The sequence below is a fragment of the Streptococcus sp. HMSC36C04 genome (genome assembly GCF_001839535.1).
Taxonomy (GTDB): Bacteria; Bacillota; Bacilli; order Lactobacillales; family Streptococcaceae; genus Streptococcus; species Streptococcus hominis.
Genome location: NZ_KV841606.1, coordinates 178,317 through 195,316, shown reverse-complemented (window position 1 = coordinate 195,316; position 17,000 = coordinate 178,317). Strand labels below are relative to the sequence as shown.

The 17,000-nt window shown below is 38.7% G+C and carries 19 protein-coding genes and 2 pseudogenes; 18 read left to right on the top strand and 3 right to left on the bottom strand.

Annotated features, from left to right (window positions below):
* Positions 1 to 507, bottom strand: a pseudogene (locus HMPREF3249_RS09355) (transposase family protein); the annotation flags it as partial.
* Between HMPREF3249_RS09355 and HMPREF3249_RS09030 the strand changes: the two are divergent.
* From HMPREF3249_RS09030 to HMPREF3249_RS09010, 5 genes and pseudogenes are all read left to right on the top strand, one after another.
* A pseudogene (locus tag HMPREF3249_RS09030) lies at positions 502 to 840 on the top strand (type II CAAX prenyl endopeptidase Rce1 family protein); the annotation flags it as partial. The pseudogenes HMPREF3249_RS09355 and HMPREF3249_RS09030 sit on opposite strands and share 6 nt — an antisense overlap.
* Entirely contained in the window at positions 827 to 1,108 is a 282-nt protein-coding gene (locus HMPREF3249_RS09025) for an autorepressor SdpR family transcription factor (protein ID WP_049533669.1), read from the top strand. The pseudogene HMPREF3249_RS09030 and the gene HMPREF3249_RS09025, both read left to right, overlap by 14 nt.
* Positions 1,095 to 1,730: an SdpI family protein gene (locus tag HMPREF3249_RS09020; protein WP_049533666.1), complete on the top strand. Its 636-nt coding sequence runs from the start codon at positions 1,095 to 1,097 to the stop codon at positions 1,728 to 1,730. The genes HMPREF3249_RS09025 and HMPREF3249_RS09020 overlap by 14 nt, the downstream gene beginning before the upstream one ends.
* Positions 1,731 to 1,919: 189 nt before the next feature.
* Positions 1,920 to 2,375, top strand: a complete 456-nt coding sequence (locus tag HMPREF3249_RS09015) for a DUF3290 family protein (RefSeq protein ID WP_003028312.1) — start codon at positions 1,920 to 1,922, stop codon at positions 2,373 to 2,375.
* Complete coding sequence (locus HMPREF3249_RS09010) at positions 2,372 to 3,004, top strand: DUF421 domain-containing protein (RefSeq protein ID WP_003028311.1); 633 nt, start codon at positions 2,372 to 2,374, stop codon at positions 3,002 to 3,004. Before HMPREF3249_RS09015 ends, HMPREF3249_RS09010 begins: the two co-directional genes overlap by 4 nt.
* Positions 3,005 to 3,369: 365 nt before the next feature.
* Here the strand turns inward: HMPREF3249_RS09010 and HMPREF3249_RS09005 are convergent, their stop codons facing one another.
* Positions 3,370 to 3,630, bottom strand: a complete 261-nt coding sequence (locus tag HMPREF3249_RS09005; protein WP_003043441.1) for a SemiSWEET family transporter — start codon at positions 3,628 to 3,630, stop codon at positions 3,370 to 3,372.
* A 244-nt stretch (positions 3,631 to 3,874) separates the two neighbouring features.
* On the opposite strand from HMPREF3249_RS09005, the gene metG reads away from it, so the two are divergent.
* Positions 3,875 to 5,872, top strand: a complete 1,998-nt coding sequence (gene metG / locus HMPREF3249_RS09000) for a methionine--tRNA ligase (protein WP_059220465.1) — start codon at positions 3,875 to 3,877, stop codon at positions 5,870 to 5,872.
* Positions 5,873 to 6,309: 437 nt separating this feature from the next.
* On the opposite strand, the gene HMPREF3249_RS08995 is transcribed toward metG, so the two are convergent.
* Positions 6,310 to 7,491 (bottom strand): DUF2974 domain-containing protein, encoded by a 1,182-nt coding sequence (locus HMPREF3249_RS08995; protein ID WP_059220468.1) that lies wholly within the window; start codon positions 7,489 to 7,491, stop codon positions 6,310 to 6,312.
* Between the two features lie 93 nt (positions 7,492 to 7,584).
* Between HMPREF3249_RS08995 and HMPREF3249_RS08990 the strand changes: the two genes are divergently transcribed.
* The 12 genes from HMPREF3249_RS08990 to HMPREF3249_RS08945 form a co-directional block, all read left to right on the top strand.
* Positions 7,585 to 8,271, top strand: coding sequence for a response regulator transcription factor (locus tag HMPREF3249_RS08990; protein ID WP_059220470.1), 687 nt, complete (start codon positions 7,585 to 7,587; stop codon positions 8,269 to 8,271).
* Entirely contained in the window at positions 8,255 to 9,235 is a 981-nt protein-coding gene (locus HMPREF3249_RS08985; RefSeq protein WP_059220472.1) for a sensor histidine kinase, read from the top strand. The genes HMPREF3249_RS08990 and HMPREF3249_RS08985 overlap by 17 nt, the downstream gene beginning before the upstream one ends.
* Before the next feature lie 122 nt (positions 9,236 to 9,357).
* Entirely contained in the window at positions 9,358 to 10,116 is a 759-nt protein-coding gene (locus tag HMPREF3249_RS08980) for a TraX family protein (RefSeq protein ID WP_059220474.1), read from the top strand.
* A 61-nt stretch (positions 10,117 to 10,177) separates the two neighbouring features.
* Entirely contained in the window at positions 10,178 to 10,306 is a 129-nt protein-coding gene (locus tag HMPREF3249_RS09740) for a hypothetical protein (RefSeq protein ID WP_003031478.1), read from the top strand.
* Positions 10,307 to 10,320: 14 nt separating this feature from the next.
* Positions 10,321 to 11,100 carry an ABC transporter ATP-binding protein gene (locus tag HMPREF3249_RS08975; RefSeq protein ID WP_022526885.1) on the top strand — a complete coding sequence of 260 codons (780 nt, stop codon included), beginning with the start codon at positions 10,321 to 10,323 and terminating at the stop codon, positions 11,098 to 11,100.
* Positions 11,081 to 13,057: an FtsX-like permease family protein gene (locus HMPREF3249_RS08970; protein ID WP_070496629.1), complete on the top strand. Its 1,977-nt coding sequence runs from the start codon at positions 11,081 to 11,083 to the stop codon at positions 13,055 to 13,057. The genes HMPREF3249_RS08975 and HMPREF3249_RS08970 overlap by 20 nt, the downstream gene beginning before the upstream one ends.
* Positions 13,058 to 13,209: 152 nt before the next feature.
* Positions 13,210 to 14,076 carry an ABC transporter ATP-binding protein gene (locus HMPREF3249_RS08965; RefSeq protein WP_003040417.1) on the top strand — a complete coding sequence of 289 codons (867 nt, stop codon included), beginning with the start codon at positions 13,210 to 13,212 and terminating at the stop codon, positions 14,074 to 14,076.
* 1 nt (position 14,077) lies between these two features.
* Positions 14,078 to 14,941, top strand: coding sequence for an ABC transporter permease (locus HMPREF3249_RS08960; RefSeq protein WP_059220478.1), 864 nt, complete (start codon positions 14,078 to 14,080; stop codon positions 14,939 to 14,941).
* A gap of 24 nt (positions 14,942 to 14,965) precedes the next feature.
* On the top strand, positions 14,966 to 15,421 hold the full coding sequence (locus HMPREF3249_RS08955) for a LytTR family DNA-binding domain-containing protein (RefSeq protein ID WP_022525184.1): 456 nt from the start codon (positions 14,966 to 14,968) through the stop codon (positions 15,419 to 15,421).
* Between the two features lie 12 nt (positions 15,422 to 15,433).
* Complete coding sequence (locus tag HMPREF3249_RS08950; protein WP_049507767.1) at positions 15,434 to 15,838, top strand: DUF3021 domain-containing protein; 405 nt, start codon at positions 15,434 to 15,436, stop codon at positions 15,836 to 15,838.
* Between the two features lie 164 nt (positions 15,839 to 16,002).
* Positions 16,003 to 16,131 carry a hypothetical protein gene (locus tag HMPREF3249_RS09735; RefSeq protein WP_003028293.1) on the top strand — a complete coding sequence of 43 codons (129 nt, stop codon included), beginning with the start codon at positions 16,003 to 16,005 and terminating at the stop codon, positions 16,129 to 16,131.
* Positions 16,132 to 16,270: 139 nt separating this feature from the next.
* A partial coding sequence (locus HMPREF3249_RS08945) for an ABC transporter ATP-binding protein (protein ID WP_070867569.1) occupies positions 16,271 to 17,000 on the top strand: 730 nt, incomplete at its 3' end.

The following is a 17,000-nucleotide window of genomic DNA, read 5'->3' as shown; positions in this document are numbered from 1 at the left end:
CCAAGGCATTGAGAATCTTGTCTCTGTCCTTCAGGAAAGTCCGAAAGACGGTTTGAAAAATTGGGTGAACATCAGAAATAACCTCCTCAATCAGATCGAAGAAATGATTAGCTTGCTTTTCCTGAAAGTGAAAGAGCAGAAGCTGGTAAAGCTCATCTTCCCTTTCTTGAAGCTATACTCATCCCAGCTCATAATTTCTGGCAGTTTCTGCCAGTTGGTTTCAAATTTGAATTCCTTGAGCTTGCGAATGACGGTTGAAGTTGAGATCGAGAGCCTGTGGGCAATATCGGTCATGGCTTGTTTCTCAACCAGTAATTGAGCGATTTTCTGTTTGACTGCAGAGGCAATCTGGTGATTTTTCTAGACGAGGGAGGTTTCGGCGACAGCCATTTTTCCACAGTTCTTACAGCGAAAGCGCCGCTTTTTGAGTCGGATAAGGGTTTTGTATCCTGCTGTCTCCAGATAAGGGATTTTAGAAGGTTTCTGGAAGTCGTATTTGGTCATCTGCCGATTAATTTGCAGGGATATAATTATGGACTAACTTATTTTGCATATCCTTGGCTGGGATCGCTTGCAATGTTTGTTTTTTGTTTTAGTTTAGGCGTTTTATTAAGTTGGGTGATGGAAAAGACGAATTCTATCTGGGCTCCAGCACTCTTGCACGGTGCTGTTAATGCCATTGTTGGCGTGGGTCTTTTATTTCAATTGCCAACAGAAAAAGCATTAGCCTTGCGTATTCTAGGTCCGACACCCACAGGACTTCTGGCAGTTTTACCTTTCTTGTGTTTAGCGCTAGCCATTTTACAAAAAGAAAAGAGGGAAACTCATGAGTTTTACTAATACCTTCAAGGCCCTATCTCATCCTGTGAGACGAGAGATTTTAGATTTGTTAAAAATGGACAAGATGTCTGCTGGGGAAATAGCAGACCAGTTTGAATTGACAGGAGCCACCATTTCGCACCACCTCAATGTCTTGAAGCAGGCGGATTTGGTTGTGGAAACACGGGAGAAAAACTTTATTTACTATGAACTCAATACGTCTGTGTTGGAGGATATGATGGTGTGGTTAGCAGACTTGAAAGGAAGTAAAAGAGATGAAAATGAATAAAAAAATATTAGGACTAACAACTGTTATGATTCTGTTGCCTGTGCTTGTGGGTTGTTTCTTTTGGGATCGGCTACCAGAAACGATGGCAACGCATTTTGATTTTTCGAATCAAGTAAATGGATTCAGTAGTCGAGGGTTTACAGTTTTTGGTATTCCTAGTTTTCTGCTGCTTATACATTGGTTTTGTTTATTTGTGACTAGCAAGGATCCTAAATCTAAGAATATTAGCTTGAAAATGTGGCATCTGGTTTATTGGATTATTCCTTTGACATCTTGTTTAGTCATGACAGCTATTTACGCGCAAGCCTTGGGTTATGCAGTTAATCATGCTTTGATGAATGGTATGTTTTTAGGAGTTCTATTTATTGCTATTGGGAATTACATGCCAAAAACTCGTCGCAATTATACGGTTGGTATACGTTTCCCATGGACTTTGGATAATGATGATAATTGGATACGAACACACCGCCTGGCTGGTAAAATTTGGGTGATTGGTGGTATTATCATTTTCTTTAATGGTTTCGTTCAGATTGCAGTTACGTTCGTGCTTGTTTTTACTCTAATCATTATGATTAGAGTGCCAATGATTTATTCTTACTGGTTATCTAAAAGGATACACTGATTCATTTGCTGTTTAGCTTGAAACTTTTTTAGTCTAATTATCGTTGTGGGAGCGGGACGACAAAATTGAACTCTTTAAGTTGCTGATTTTTGTCTCGCTCCTATTATCTTGTTAAAATACGATTTCTAGAAATATTGAAAAATATTGAAAAATTTTCTAGAATAGGCCGAGAAAATAGAGGGAGAAAAAATGAAATTTTATTCTTATGATTATGTTTTGAGTCAAATCAGGCAGCAAAACTGGGTGACGGTTGGACTTTCTATTTTGTTGTTACTTGTGACAGGTTTTTTTGCTTTTAAGGCTTATCGAAATAAGCGCGATTCGAAATTTCGTGAATTGGCGATTATCTCCATTTTGTCTTTGATTGCTATCGTTCTGATTGGGATTAGCACTTTTCAGACGAATCAAGCCTCTAATAACCAGTTCCAAACTTCTCTTCATTTTATTGAAGTTATTTCAAAAGATTTGGGAGTAGATAAGTCAGAGGTTTATGTTAACACTTCAGCTGCGACGGATGGAGCAATTTTAAAAGTTGGAAAAGATTTTTATCGAGCTATGAGTGGCAGTGAGCCAGATAAGTACTTACTGGAAAAAATTAAATTGCGTAAGACAACAGATATCAAATTAGTGGAGGTTAAAAAATGACATTGAATTTTCTTGAAATCTTGATTAAATTAGCGTTGGGGCTGTTTTCACTCGTGTTTGTTATCAATGTGACAGGAAAAGGAAATCTGGCACCTAATTCCGCGATCGACCAGATTCAAAATTATGTTCTAGGTGGTATTATTGGTGGGGTGATTTACAATAGTTCTATTAACATTCTCCAGTATGCGATCATCCTCATTATGTGGACGATCTTGGTCTTGACTCTAAAATGGCTCAATAACAATGTTCGGGCAGTCAAGCATTTGATTGATGGTAAACCGACTACCCTGATTCAGCACGGGAAGTTGAGCCCTGAAGCTTGCCGCTCCGTTGGCCTTTCAGCGGCTGATGTGGCTCTGAAGTTGCGTAGTCAAGGAATTTTTCAACTAAAGCAAGTTAAACGAGCAGTCATGGAACAAAACGGTCAGCTTATTGTCGTACAGGCAGGTGAGGAAAATCCGAAATACCCCATTATCACAGACGGTGTTGTCCAGATTGATATTTTAGAGTCTATTGACAAAACAGAAGAATGGTTAATCGAGAGGCTCGCTAAGGAAGGCTATACTGATATTTCTAATATCTTCATCGCAGAATATGAAAGTGGTAACTTGAGCGTTGTGACGTATTAAGACCCTTTTCCTTTTTAAATAGATAAAAGCAAAAGAGAGAAGAAGAGCTTGCTAGGAGTTCCGCAGAAAAATGAGAGCAAGCTAAAGGTGCTGCAAAGCTTATTTGAGATAAAAACGCCGAAAATGAGGCTGTTGTTGAAATTATAGTTTAAAAATAGATAGCATTAAAGATAGTAAAGGAATATTAAAAAATCTTTTTCTAAAACGGCACAAATATAAAAAATAAAGCCCTATCTGACTAGTCCATTCAGATAGAGCTTTTATTTTTGAGGAAATCAGAGTTTTTGTTTGTAATTCTATTCTTGTAAGAACTGTCAACAAAAATCCTTACTGTCAGATAGGACAGTAAGAGAATTCAATCAGGGTTAGAACATTGCTGTTAGTACAGTAATAAGTCCAAATACAATACCTGGAGCATTTGCGGCAGCAAGTGGTAAATCGCGTTCTTTTTTAAACAAACCATAATAAACCCAAAGGCTACAGTTGATTGCAGCTACCAAGGGTTGGATAAAGTTTCCCTTATGTCCAGCTAAATTATCCATAATTTGTGGGATATAAGATACATACATCATAACAGACATGAATGTCGCCACCCAACCTATGATTTTCATTCGTTTTTCGTTCATTTCTATAACTCCTCATAAAACGTGGTGTAGAGAACGAAAACTTATTTATAACATACTAAGTTCATATAAAACAAGCCTCATTCAATATTATTATTTTATACTAATCATAAGATTTAAGCAAGAATAATATATTAATGATTATGAGTACAATGTGAGTCAACTCTATTTTTTATTTAAAAAACTGTGTAATATGTTATAATAAAGTGTTATCAAAAAGGTTTCATTCGCCTTGAAAGGAAAAGCTATGACTGAAAAGAATTTTTATATTACAACGCCAATTTACTATCCAAGCGGTAAGCTCCATATTGGGAGTGCTTATACGACCATTGCTTGTGACGTCCTTGCTCGTTACAAGCGTCTTATGGGTTATGATGTTTTTTATTTGACAGGGCTTGATGAGCACGGTCAAAAGATTCAGCAGAAAGCGGAAGAAGCAGGTATTACACCGCAAGCCTATGTTGACAGCATGGCAGTTGGTGTTAAGGAACTTTGGAAACTTCTTGATATTTCTTACGATAAATTTATCCGTACGACGGATGATTACCATGAAAAAGTAGTAGCAGATGTTTTTGAACGTCTTCTGGCGCAAGATGATATTTATCTAGGTGAGTATTCTGGTTGGTATTCTGTTTCGGATGAGGAATTCTTTACAGAAAGTCAGTTAGAAGAGGTCTTCCGTGATGAAAATGGCAAGGTGACAGGGGGAATTGCTCCGTCAGGTCACGAAGTGGAATGGGTTTCAGAAGAATCGTATTTCCTCCGTCTCAACAAATATGCTGATCGATTGGTAGCCTTCTTTAAAGCCCATCCTAACTTTATCCAACCAGATGGTCGGATGAATGAAATCATCAAAAACTTTATCGAGCCAGGCTTGGAAGATTTGGCAGTATCACGGACTTCTTTCACTTGGGGAGTGCCTGTACCGTCCAATCCAAAACACGTGGTGTATGTCTGGATTGATGCTCTGCTCAATTATGCGACAGCTCTGGGCTATGGTCAAGATGCAGATGCCAACTTTGAAAAATTCTGGAATAATGGAACAGTCTTCCACATGGTTGGAAAGGATATCTTGCGTTTCCACTCTATCTACTGGCCAATCATGCTCATGATGCTGGATATGAAATTGCCAGATCGCTTGATTGCCCATGGTTGGTTTGTCATGAAGGACGGTAAGATGTCTAAATCTAAGGGCAATGTCGTCTACCCAGAAATACTGGTGGAACGCTTTGGGCTGGATCCGCTTCGCTATTATCTCATGCGTAGTCTTCCAGTCGGTTCTGATGGCACTTTTACGCCAGAAGATTATGTTGGTCGTATCAATTATGAGCTGGCAAATGACCTTGGAAATCTCCTCAACCGTACGGTTGCTATGATTAACAAGTATTTTGACGGTCAAGTGCCGATTTATAAAGAGAATGTGACAGAATTTGATGCGGACTTGGCAGCAGTAGTAGCAGAAAATATCGCAATCTACCACAAACAGATGGATGCCGTGGACTATCCACGAGCCTTGGAAGCAGTGTGGAATATCATTTCTCGTACTAACAAGTATATTGACGAAACAGCACCTTGGGTGTTGGCTAAAGATGAAGCCAAACGTGATGAATTAGCGGCAGTTATGGCACATTTGGTAGCTAGTCTACGTGTGGTAGCTCATCTTATTCAACCGTTCATGATGACGACATCAAATGCTATCATGGAGCAACTTGGCTTAGGTACAGATTTTGACCTTGAAAATCTAGATTTGGCAGAACTGCCAACAGGCTTGACTGTTGTTGCTAAAGGTACACCTATCTTCCCACGTCTAGATATGGAAGAAGAAATTGCTTATATCAAGGAGCAAATGGAAGCCAATAAGCCAGCCATTGAAAAGGAATGGGAGCCAGAAGAAGTAGAACTCAAACTCAACCGCAAGGAAATCAAGTTTGACGATTTTGACAAAGTAGAACTCCGTGTTGCAGAGGTTAAAGAAGTTTCTAAAGTTGAAGGTTCTGATAAATTGCTTCAATTCCGCTTGGATGCGGGAGACGGCGAAGATCGTCAAATTCTGTCTGGGATTGCTAAATACTATCCAAACGAGCAAGAATTGGTTGGCAAGAAAGTCCAAATCGTAGCGAACCTCAAACCACGCAAGATGATGGGACGTATCAGCCAAGGCATGATCCTCTCAGCAGAATATGGTAATCAACTAACTCTGCTCACAGTAGATCAAAATGTACCAAATGGTAGCTTGATTGGGTGAGCCCACAGGAAGATTAGAATTAAAAATGAGCCTGGGACAATAATGTCTCAGCCTCGCTTTGTTTATCGTTCCGGTCAATGGAATAAAAGAAATTGGTAGTCTATTACCTACATCAACGGCTTATCTAAGAATTGTTTCCCCACGTCTGAGGGTCGGATAATTTTCCTAAAAAGTAGTTCACTTCGTCCGAGGGTCAGATAGCCTGCCTAAAAAGTAGTTCACTTCGTCCGAGAGTCGGACAGTCTGCCTGAAAAGTGGTTCACTTCGTCTGAGGCTCGGATAGCCTGCCTGAAAAGAAGTTTGCTCCGTCTGAGGGTCGGACAACCTTCACGAAAATAGATTTACTTCATCCGAGGGTCGGACGACCTATTTGAGTAGTAGTTAAAAAAAGGGAGTGAGACAGGACTCCCTTTTGTAGTATAAAACATGATGATGTACTATTCATCTTTATTTAAAAATGAAAATCTCTCCGTCAGGCTCGCCCAATTTCCCCGCATATCGGTCATAAAAGTGGCTGGATTGGGTGTTTTAAAATCATCAATCCAAGCTTGGTAACGGATTGAAATGAGGAGCCGAGTTAAGCGGTTCAGCATTTCTTTTTCTTGCTCGGTAAGGGCGTGGGCATTTTGGACGATAGTTAGCACTTTCTTGATACTGTTGGGTTGGAAAAATTCATCAATGGACGTAATCTGAGCGTCTAAAATGAGACCGAAAAAGACATCAAAGAAATCTTTGAGCTCGTCATCAGGAACAGTTTCCACCCATTCTTTTAGAGTTTTGTCTGTCTGAATGCTGTCTGGGTTGAGCGTGTCAAGTAAGACAAAGTGCTCATTTTCAATTTGCCAAGAGAAAGTGTCATGCTGGGCAATTCCACCAATGGCTACGCTTTTAACGATGTGAGCTTGTTTAGGCGTTTCCAGCATCATCCCGACGATAGAGCCCTGAGGAATGTAGCGTTTGATTTTTGAAGCAATGCTTTGATATCCCTCTGTTTCAATAATCGTATGGTTTAATCCTGGAGCATCAAAACTGTAGATTTGCTTGATTCTATCTTGCAAAGCAGGCTCTACTTGGCTGCTAGCATAAGTCGCTAGATTACCACCTTTGGAATGTCCAGTCAAGATAAAGGTGGCTTTTGGAAATGCCTTCATGACCTTTTGAACGTAGTGCACAGCAGTTTGCTGCGCAGGGACATGCTCCATATAAGTCATGTGAAAATCTTCTTTCCAACCGATAATGGAATCATCCGTTCCGCGAAAAGCAATGACGAAGGTATCCAAATCAATCTTATAAGTCATAGCAGCAAATTGTTTTTGCACATCTAAGTCAATATCATTCACATAACCTAAGAGTTTGATGTTCTTATAGCGTTTGACACTTGCTGCCTGCTGCAAGAGTGCCAAGCGGTGTTTGGTATTCATCATGGAGTTTTCTTGGGGCATATATTGTGGCACATCAGTTAAACGGCTGGCTTTTTGCAGGTCAAGACCGTCCGTGACGATTGTGTCATAGTTTAGATACGTAATCTCGGTCAAAAGCAGAATATCCAGCTCTGTAAAGGGCTGATTGTAGATACTGTCGTATTGTACATCTTCTAAATAGTTAAAAATATTTCCCATAAAGGCTCTCTTTTCTGAAAATCTATTGTTAGTATAGCATATTTTCCCAAGTCTTTGTTATAATAGAGAAAGAAAGCGGAAATGAGGGATAGAATGCACAAGATATTATTAGTAGAAGACAATGCCGTCATTCGCCAACAAGTCAAAAAAATGCTGGAGCAATGGGGATTTGAAGTGGTTGCAGTAGAGGATTTCATGCAGGTTTTGACGATTTTTGCCAAGGAAGAGCCGCATCTAGTGCTAATGGACATCGGCTTGCCTCTCTTTAATGGATACCACTGGTGTCAAGAAATTCGCAAGATTTCTAAAGTGCCCATTATGTTTTTGTCATCAAGAGACCAAGCAATGGATATCGTTATGGCAATCAATATGGGCGGAGATGATTTTGTCACGAAACCGTTTGATAACAATGTTCTTCTCGCTAAAGTACAAGGGCTGCTACGACGGTCTTACGAGTTTGGTACGGATCAAAGTCTGCTGGAATACCATGGCGTGATTCTCAATCTAAAATCTATGGATATGATGTATGAGGGAAAAGTGATTACACTGACAAAAAATGAATTTCAGATTTTGCGCGTGTTGTTTGAGCATTCAGGCAGCATTGTCGCCCGCGATGATCTGATGAAAGAGCTCTGGAATAGTGATTTCTTTATTGATGACAATACCTTATCTGTGAATGTTGCGCGACTGCGTAAGAAATTAGAAGAAGTCGGTCTCAAGAATTTCATTGAAACAAAGAAAGGTATAGGCTACGGATTAACCAATGGATCATCAGAATAAGTGTCTATTTTTCAAATATTATTTCCGTTCGCGTCAGTTTTTATGTTTGTTGCTACTTATTTTTTATAGTCTACTGTTTGCTTTTTCTTACCTTTTTGAAAGTGAACGTGCTGTTTTACGGTATGTCATGTTGCTCTTGCTCTTGGTTAGCTTGATAGGATTCGTCTTTGACTTTGTTAAACAATATCAAACTTTTCGTCGCGCTGTTTTATATGGAGAAAGTCAAGTAAAAACTCCCTTGGAAGCATTACTTTTCTCCAAAATCGAAACTTTAGAAAAGGACAAAAAAGAGCTGCAATTACAGCATCAAGCAAAGCAGAGTGATCTATTAGATTATTATACACTTTGGGTGCACCAAATCAAGACACCGATTGCTGCGAGCAAGCTCTTGGTACAGGATTTACAAGAGCAGACACTGAAAAATCAGTTAGAGCAAGAACTGTTTAAGATTGATTCTTATACAAACTTAGTCTTGCAATACCTGCGGTTGGAAAGTTTTCATGATGATTTAGTCGTGAAAAGAGAAAATATAGAAGACTTGGTCAAAGATGTTGTCAAAAAGTATGCCATTTTCTTTATTCAGCAAGGTCTTCGTCTAAATTTGCATGATTTGAATCACACCATTATCACAGATAAGAAGTGGTTTGTCGTCATTTTAGAGCAGGTGCTCTCAAACAGTCTCAAATACACTAGCCAAGGTGGTATTGAAATTTTCTTTAAGGAAGATACCTTGTATATGAAAGATACTGGTTTGGGGATTCAAAATTCCGATCTTCTCCGTGTATTCGAGCGTGGCTTTTCCGGCTACAATGGGCGTCTAACGCACCAGTCATCCGGTTTGGGACTCTATTTATCTAAGAAAATTGCGGATGAACTGGGGCATGAGTTGCATTTGCAGTCGGTGGTCGGTGAGGGCACAACCGTTATGATTACTTTTAAAGAAAAGAAATTATTGTTTGAATAAATGCAATCTTACAAAATTGTAAGGTTAGCCTCTAAAAATGAAAGGTTATGTTATGGTAGCAGCCTTTCTTTTTTTGTATCATAAGTTTAGAAAATGAATGATGTTTAACAGAGGAGACAGTCATGAAAACAAAAGGATTGAACGCTTTTCAGCTCAAGCTCTTAATGGCTTTTTTAATGGTCTTTGATCACCTTGAAAAAATACCAGGCTTACTGTCAGGTGAATGGGCGAGCATTTTTCATGTTTTAACACGCTGTGTGGCGGTTTGGTTTGCATTTGCAGCGGTAGAAGGCTTCTTATATACTCGAAGTCGTCTGCTTTATAATATACGCCTCTTTTTCTGGTCAGCTATCATGTTTGTCGGAAATACGATTCTCAATTTGCTGTTTCAGTCTAAAGGAGTTCAGATATATAATAATATTTTCTTAACCTTGGCTTGCGGTGTACTTGTCCTCAATATCTTTTTTGGCATAAACCAAACGAGCAATCCAGTTGATATTAAACGCCAGCCCATTCGCTTTATCTTAGGCATTGTTGTTTGCTTGCTTGCTGGTTTTGTGACAGAAGGTGGTATGGTCATTATTCCATTTATGTTGATTACCTATACTTGCAGGGAAAAGAAAAACCTACGCAATCTTCTGTATGGTATTTTAACGGTTGTCCTATTTTGTATGAGCATTCAGATTTATCCGTCATGGAGTGATACGCTGTTAATGATGTTTTATAATTCCGATTGGCTTTTTATCACAGTACTGCCTTTTATTTCACTCTATAATGGCGAGCGCGGTCCTGTGACCAAGTGGAGCAAGTATTTCTTTTATATCTTTTATCCAGCTCACTTATGGTTGATTATTTGCATTGCTTACCTCGTTCAAAAATGAGTAAATTATAGTCTTGCGGCGAGCAATTCGCTGCAAAGTAGTATCAAAAAAGGAGAACAAGATGAAATATGGTAAAATTTTATTGAAACAAGACAGGCAATTGCTTCAGCCAAACGTAAAAGATATTGAAAAAGCGCAATTTGGCTATGAAGTGAGTCAATCAGCGCAACAGTTATATTTTAGATTTTAAAAAAGGAGAAAATGATGACACTATTAGATGTACAACATGTGAAGAAAATTTACAAAACCCGCTTTCAAGGTAACCAAGTAGAAGCACTGAAAGATATTCATTTTACAGTAGATGAGGGCGATTATGTCGCTATCATGGGTGAGTCGGGGTCTGGGAAATCCACTCTGCTCAACATTCTTGCCATGCTGGATAAGCCAACTGAAGGACGCGTCTTTCTCAATGGTACGGACACCGCCACAATCAAAAACAGTCAGGCTTCAAGCTTCCGTCGGGAAAAATTAGGTTTCGTTTTTCAAGATTTCAATCTGTTAGACACGCTCTCGGTCAAGGATAATATTCTATTGCCGCTCGTTCTGTCACGCCGTCCAATTACGGAAATGATGCAAAAGTTGGTTACTACTTGTAATGAACTGGGGATTAACCAATTGCAGGAAAAATTCCCCTATGAAATTTCCGGTGGTCAAAAGCAGCGGGTGGCAGTAGCGCGTGCTATTATCACCAATCCAGAAATTCTGCTAGCAGACGAGCCGACAGGCGCACTCGACTCTAAATCTTCAGCGGCGCTTTTAGACGTGTTTGACGACATCAATGACCGTGGACAGACGATTCTCATGGTAACGCACTCGACTTCTGCGGCAAGCCGTGCTAAGCGCGTACTGTTTATCAAGGACGGCATTTTGTATAATCAAATCTTCCGAGGAGATAAGACGGAGCGGCAGATGTTCCAAGAAATTTCAGATACCTTAACGATTATGGCAAGTGAGGTGAGTGGTTATGTTCAAACTAACGAATAAATTAGCAGTCTCAAACCTGATAAAAAATCGCAGTCTGTATTATCCGTTTGCTCTAGCAACGATTGTGGCAACAGCGATTTTATATAGTTTTGTATCGCTCGCTTACAGTCCAAATCTGGAAGCTAGCTATGGTGGCTCGGCGGCTCGTATGACCCTGCAATTTGGGATTTGGGTCGTTCAGATTGCAGTTCTTATCCTTATCACCTATGCCAATAGTTTTGTCATGAAGAATCGCTCACGGGAGCTTGGTTTATACAGTATCTTAGGAATGGAGAAGCGGCACATGCTGCTGATGACTTTCTTTGAAATGCTTTACTTTTTCTTAGTGACTGTCGGACTTGGAATTGGTTTAGGTCTTCTTTTAGACAAATTGCTTTTTGCAGTTTTGCTGAAATTCATGGGAATGAAAGTAGTAATTGCCTCAACTTTCCAATGGTCGAATATTTTCACCGTTTTAGCTAGTCTGGGTGTGGCTTTTGCGCTGATTCTCTTTTTAAATTCTACGCGCCTGCTTCGTTACAGCTCACTTCATTTGATGAGAGAAAAGAAGGCTGGAGAGAAAAAAGGACGATTTCTTGGCTTGCAGACACTTGTGGGGTTGGGGCTTCTGGCTGCGGCTTATTATATCGCACTCACAGTTGACAAGCCGGTGTCTGCCATTGCGACTTTCTTTATTGCAGTTCTTATGGTTATTTTTGCGACCTATCTTCTTTTTAATGCAGGGACAATCACATTATTGCAATTTTTAAAGAGAAGAAAAAAATATTACTACAAAACGCAGAATTTCATTTCTGTATCCAATTTGATTTTCCGTATGCGTAAGAATGCTGCAGGTTTAGCTACGATTTCAATCCTTTCAACCATGCTACTGGTGACCTTGGTTGGCTCTATTAATATCTATGTGGGTGGGAAAGACTATCTGACAACTTTGTATCCAAAGGATTATAATATCATGGTTACAAGCGCAAAGACGGATAAAAATGCAGCAATTTTACAAGCTGTCAAAGAAGTAGCACGGGAAAAAGGCTTGACAGATGCCAAGTATGAAGATTATAGTTATCAAATCTCTTCTATTTCAAAAATCAATGGCAATCAGCTAACGATTCCTGAAAATACAGCCAGATTAAATGTAGAAGAAGCTCAAAAATCAATGGCTACTTTCCTTGTCATCAGTCGTCAAGAGTACGAAAAAATGACAGGAAAAACCGTTGATTTGGCTGATAATGAAGCACTTCTATATGCAAAAAATCTTCAAATCAATCAAAAGCAAGCTCTTACCATCAATGGAAAATTGTGGAATATCAAAGAGTATTTGACAACGGATTTTGCACATGGCAAGATTGTCAATACATCTGGTATGGTATCAGAAAAAAACATGTATATGGTTGTCAATAATCCCAGTCAAGTCGGTCTGAAATCTTTCTATACTTACTACATCGGTATCCAATCTTCCAATAAACAGGTTGATCTCCAAGAAAGTATTTTCAATGCTCTTCAGCAACAAGGTCAGGAAAGTGGCAATATCAGTCTTTCTGAGCGTTATCACATTGAAAAAGAATATCAGGGTGTGATTGGGACTCTTCTATTTATCGGAATTTTCCTTTCTACGATTTTCCTGCTTGGGACAGTTCTTGTGATTTATTACAAACAAATTTCAGAAGGTTATGAAGATCGTGAAGGATTTATCATTTTGCAGAAAGTCGGACTGGATGAGAAGCAAACGAAAGCAACGATTCGCAAACAAATTTTAACAGTTTTCTTCTTACCACTTATCTTTGCCTTTCTTCATATCGCTGTTGCTTTTCATATGTTGCAGCTGATTGTCGCTCTCTTAGGTGCAACAAATGTGCCGTTACTCATTCAAACAACAATAGCCACTTGCGGTGTCTTCCTCTTAGTTTACATCTTAGTGTTTGTGATAACCTCCAGAAGCTACCAAAAGATTATAGCACGATAAGTATTTTGAACCATTCGTCTTTTGGCGAGTGGTTTTTATCTTGTAAATCTGACTTCTTATCTAGCTAGTAGAACCTCTTATCCAAAAGTGCGAGATTTTTTTAAAAGTGAGGAGTATGATAAGTTCGTAAAATAAATTATTGGAGGAACGTTATGTTACTAGAAACACGCCATCTTAGCAAAGTCTATGATAATAAGCAAGCTGTGAATGATTTGAATCTTCAGATTGAAACAGGAAGTTTTACCGCTATTTTAGGACCAAATGGTGCTGGAAAGTCTACAACGATTCAAATGTTGACAGGGCTTTTGCAACCTACGGCAGGAGAGATACTGTATGATAACCCCATTAAATTAGGTGTTGTTTTCCAAAACAGTGTTTTAGATGATATGCTAACGGTGCAAGAAAATTTAGAAATCAGAGCAGGTCAATATAAGGATATTGATAAAGGAAAAGTTGATAACTTAGTGAATCAATTGGGATTGCAAAATTTCTCAACGCAATTATATGGGACTTTATCAGGTGGACAAAAACGACGAGTGGATATTGCCCGTGCTCTGCTGAATAGCCCAGATATTCTCTTTCTTGATGAACCAACTACGGGTTTAGATATTCAAACTAGGAAAGCCATTTGGGAGCTGATTCACCAGTTGCAAATAAAAGAGAAGATGACGGTTATCTTAACCACTCATTATTTAGATGAAGCAGATGATGCAGATATGATTTATATTGTGGATCACGGTCAAGTGATTGCTAAAGGCTCTGCTAATCAGATTAAAGAGCAGTATGCTCAGAATTTTCTCAAGGTATTCGTGACCGATACTGCTGATTTTAAAGAAATTTTGAAGGAAGAGATTCCTTTTGAGGAAGTAAGAGTGAATGAACTGTTGATTCACCCAGAAACGACAGAAAAGGCTTTAGAGATTCTAACGTGTGGTCGCTCTTTTATTCGACAATTTGAATTTCGACCAGGAACAATGGACGATGCTTTTATGGCGTTGACAGGAAGAGAGGTACGTTAAAATGATAATGCTCATTAAAAGAAATTTTTTACTATATTTTCGTAATCGTAGTGGGGTTCTTTTCTCCCTTCTTGGGGCAATGATTTCCTTTATTTTGTACTTGGTCTTTTTGAAAGCAAATATCAAGACCTCTTGGAGTCAAGTCCCTCACACTAATCAGTTATTGGATTCGTGGTTGATTGGTGGAACGCTTGCCATTACAGGATTAACCACAACCTTTTCTAGTTTTTCCCAACTAGCAAAAGATAGAGAAAGTAACGTAACACAAGATCTAATTCTGACAGATTTGGGACGCTGGGGCTTGTCTATCAGTTACCTTCTGAGTACTGCCATCATTGGATTTTTGATGCAAATCATTATGTTTGCTGTCATGGAAGGCTACTTTATCTGGGACGATCAGATTATCTTTGATTGGACTTTGCTTCCTCAGGTTCTCCTTATTATGGTGCTCAATGCACTCTTATGCTCGATTTTCAATGGTATTCTTGTGAATCGCTTCAAATCAGTAGATACGCTTGGAAGGCTAGCATCGATTATCGGAGCTGCCTCTGGTTTCTTAGTTGGGACCTATATTCCAATAGGGGTTTTTCCGTCATTTGCTCAAACGATAATGAAATGTACTCCCTCCACATATATTGCTTCTCTCTTTAGACAAGTAATGATGAAAGATAGCTTAGCTACTGCTTTTCATCATAATACAGCAGCGCAAGATTATTTTGAAAAGATGATGGGCATTCAATTAAAGTGGGAATCTCTATTGACAATGAAAGAAACATACTATATAGTTGTAGTAGTTTTAGTTGCCTTGCTTGTCATTTGGACAATCCAACAGCTTGCTACCAATCGGTGGACTAAAACTGCTTAATTGATAGAAAGTTAGAGAAATTTTTTGCAGACTAAATTCAAAATGAATCCAACCATTCCTTCAAATGATCCACTTGTTGTGATTCAAGCGGACGAGTTAGAAGCTGAAGCCAAAGAAATTTTTGAATATTTACATCAGTACAAGTCGTCTTATGTGAATGCTGTTCCCATTAAAACAGATGATAAAATTGTTATGGTAAAGACGGATCAGATTATTTTGGCAGACATCAATCAGACAACATTGATGGTGTATTGTGTGGATGGTATCTATGCGACGACCGAAACACTCACACATTTTCAAAGTCGAGTTAATCGTAAAAACTTTATTCAAATTTCAAAACACGCTGTCATCAATATTGACCATTTGTTATCATTATCGGATAGCTTTTCAGGAAATATGACGGCTAGATTGACAAACAAAATTAAGTCAAGTGTCAGTCGAAAATACGTCAGATTGTTGATGGATTATCTCGGTTTGTAGAAAGGAACAAACATGAAAAAAATTGTAGTGTCTATGTTAGAAGGCCTGCGTACGGGTTCTTTAGCGTATTTACTTGTTTTGGCTTTTCGAATCCAAGAATCACCTGTTACGACTTCTAACATTCTCAGTATTTTGATAATGAGTGCTTTGATTGGCTTGTTTTCCTTGCTGTTTGAAATTGAACGTTTTTCTTATTTAGTGCAGTTGACGATTCATTTTTTTCTTACTTTAATGGTGGTTAGTGTCATGATGGTCTATAATGGTTGGGCTTTTAATTTGGCACGGACTGAATTTTGGTTGGATTTTATTGTTATCTACATTTTAATTTGGCTGTTCGTTCGTTTAGACATTTATCTAAAAACAAAGAAAATCAATGAATCACTTGTAAAATTAAGAAGAAACCGTACAAAAGAATAGCTTAGGTCTTGTAGTTATATCCAGAGGGCTGGGGACACATTTGTCCAAGCCTTTTTTCTTACAAAAATGTAAGGTTATATGCATCAAATGAAAGGTTATGTTATGGTAGCTTTGCCAAGAGTTTTGTATTATATAAGTGTAAAGAAAAATAAAGGAGAAGCATCATGAAAACAATTTTATTTCACAAAAAATCAATGCCAAAAACTGCAAAAATTTCCAAAGAAGAAATTGAAAAGACAAAAATTGGCTGTGCTTCTAGTCAATACTATTTCTGGTTGCAGTATAGTCATTAAAAGATTGGATAAATTAAAAAATCATGTTCATCAATCTTACAAAAATGTAAGATAAAAGTGAAAAATGAAAGGTTAAAGTATGGAAAGTTGCTTTTCTTTTCAGTATGATAGATATATAAGAATTTGTTAGGAGAAAATGATGACACTATTAGACGTACAACATGTGAAGAAAATTTACAAAACCCGCTTTCAAGGCAATCAAGTGGAAGCACTGAAAGATATTCATTTTACAGTGGAAAAAGGCGATTACGTCGCCATTATGGGGGAATCCGGTTCTGGGAAATCCACCCTCTTGAATATCCTTGCCATGCTGGATAAGCCAACCGAAGGACGCGTCTTTCTTAATGGCACCGATACCGCAACGATTAAAAACAATCAAGCTTCTAGTTTTCGCAGGGAAAAACTCGGCTTTGTCTTTCAAGACTTCAATCTGTTAGACACCTTGTCTGTGAAAGACAATATTTTACTGCCGCTCGTTTTATCACGCCGTTCGATTACAGAAATGATGCAAAAGTTGGTCACGACTTGTAATGAATTGGGGATTAACCAATTGCAGGAAAAGTTTCCCTATGAAATTTCAGGCGGTCAAAAGCAACGGGTGGCAGTAGCGCGTGCTATTATTACCAATCCAGAAATTCTGCTAGCAGACGAGCCAACAGGGGCGCTCGATTCTAAGTCTTCTGCGGCACTTTTAGATGTATTTGATGATATTAATGACCGCGGACAGACAATTCTCATGGTAACGCACTCGACTTCTGCAGCAAGCCGTGCTAAGCGCGTACTTTTTATCAAGGACGGAATTTTGTACAATCAAATCTTCCGAGGAGATAAGACCGAGCGGCAGATGTTCCAAGAAATTTCAGATACCT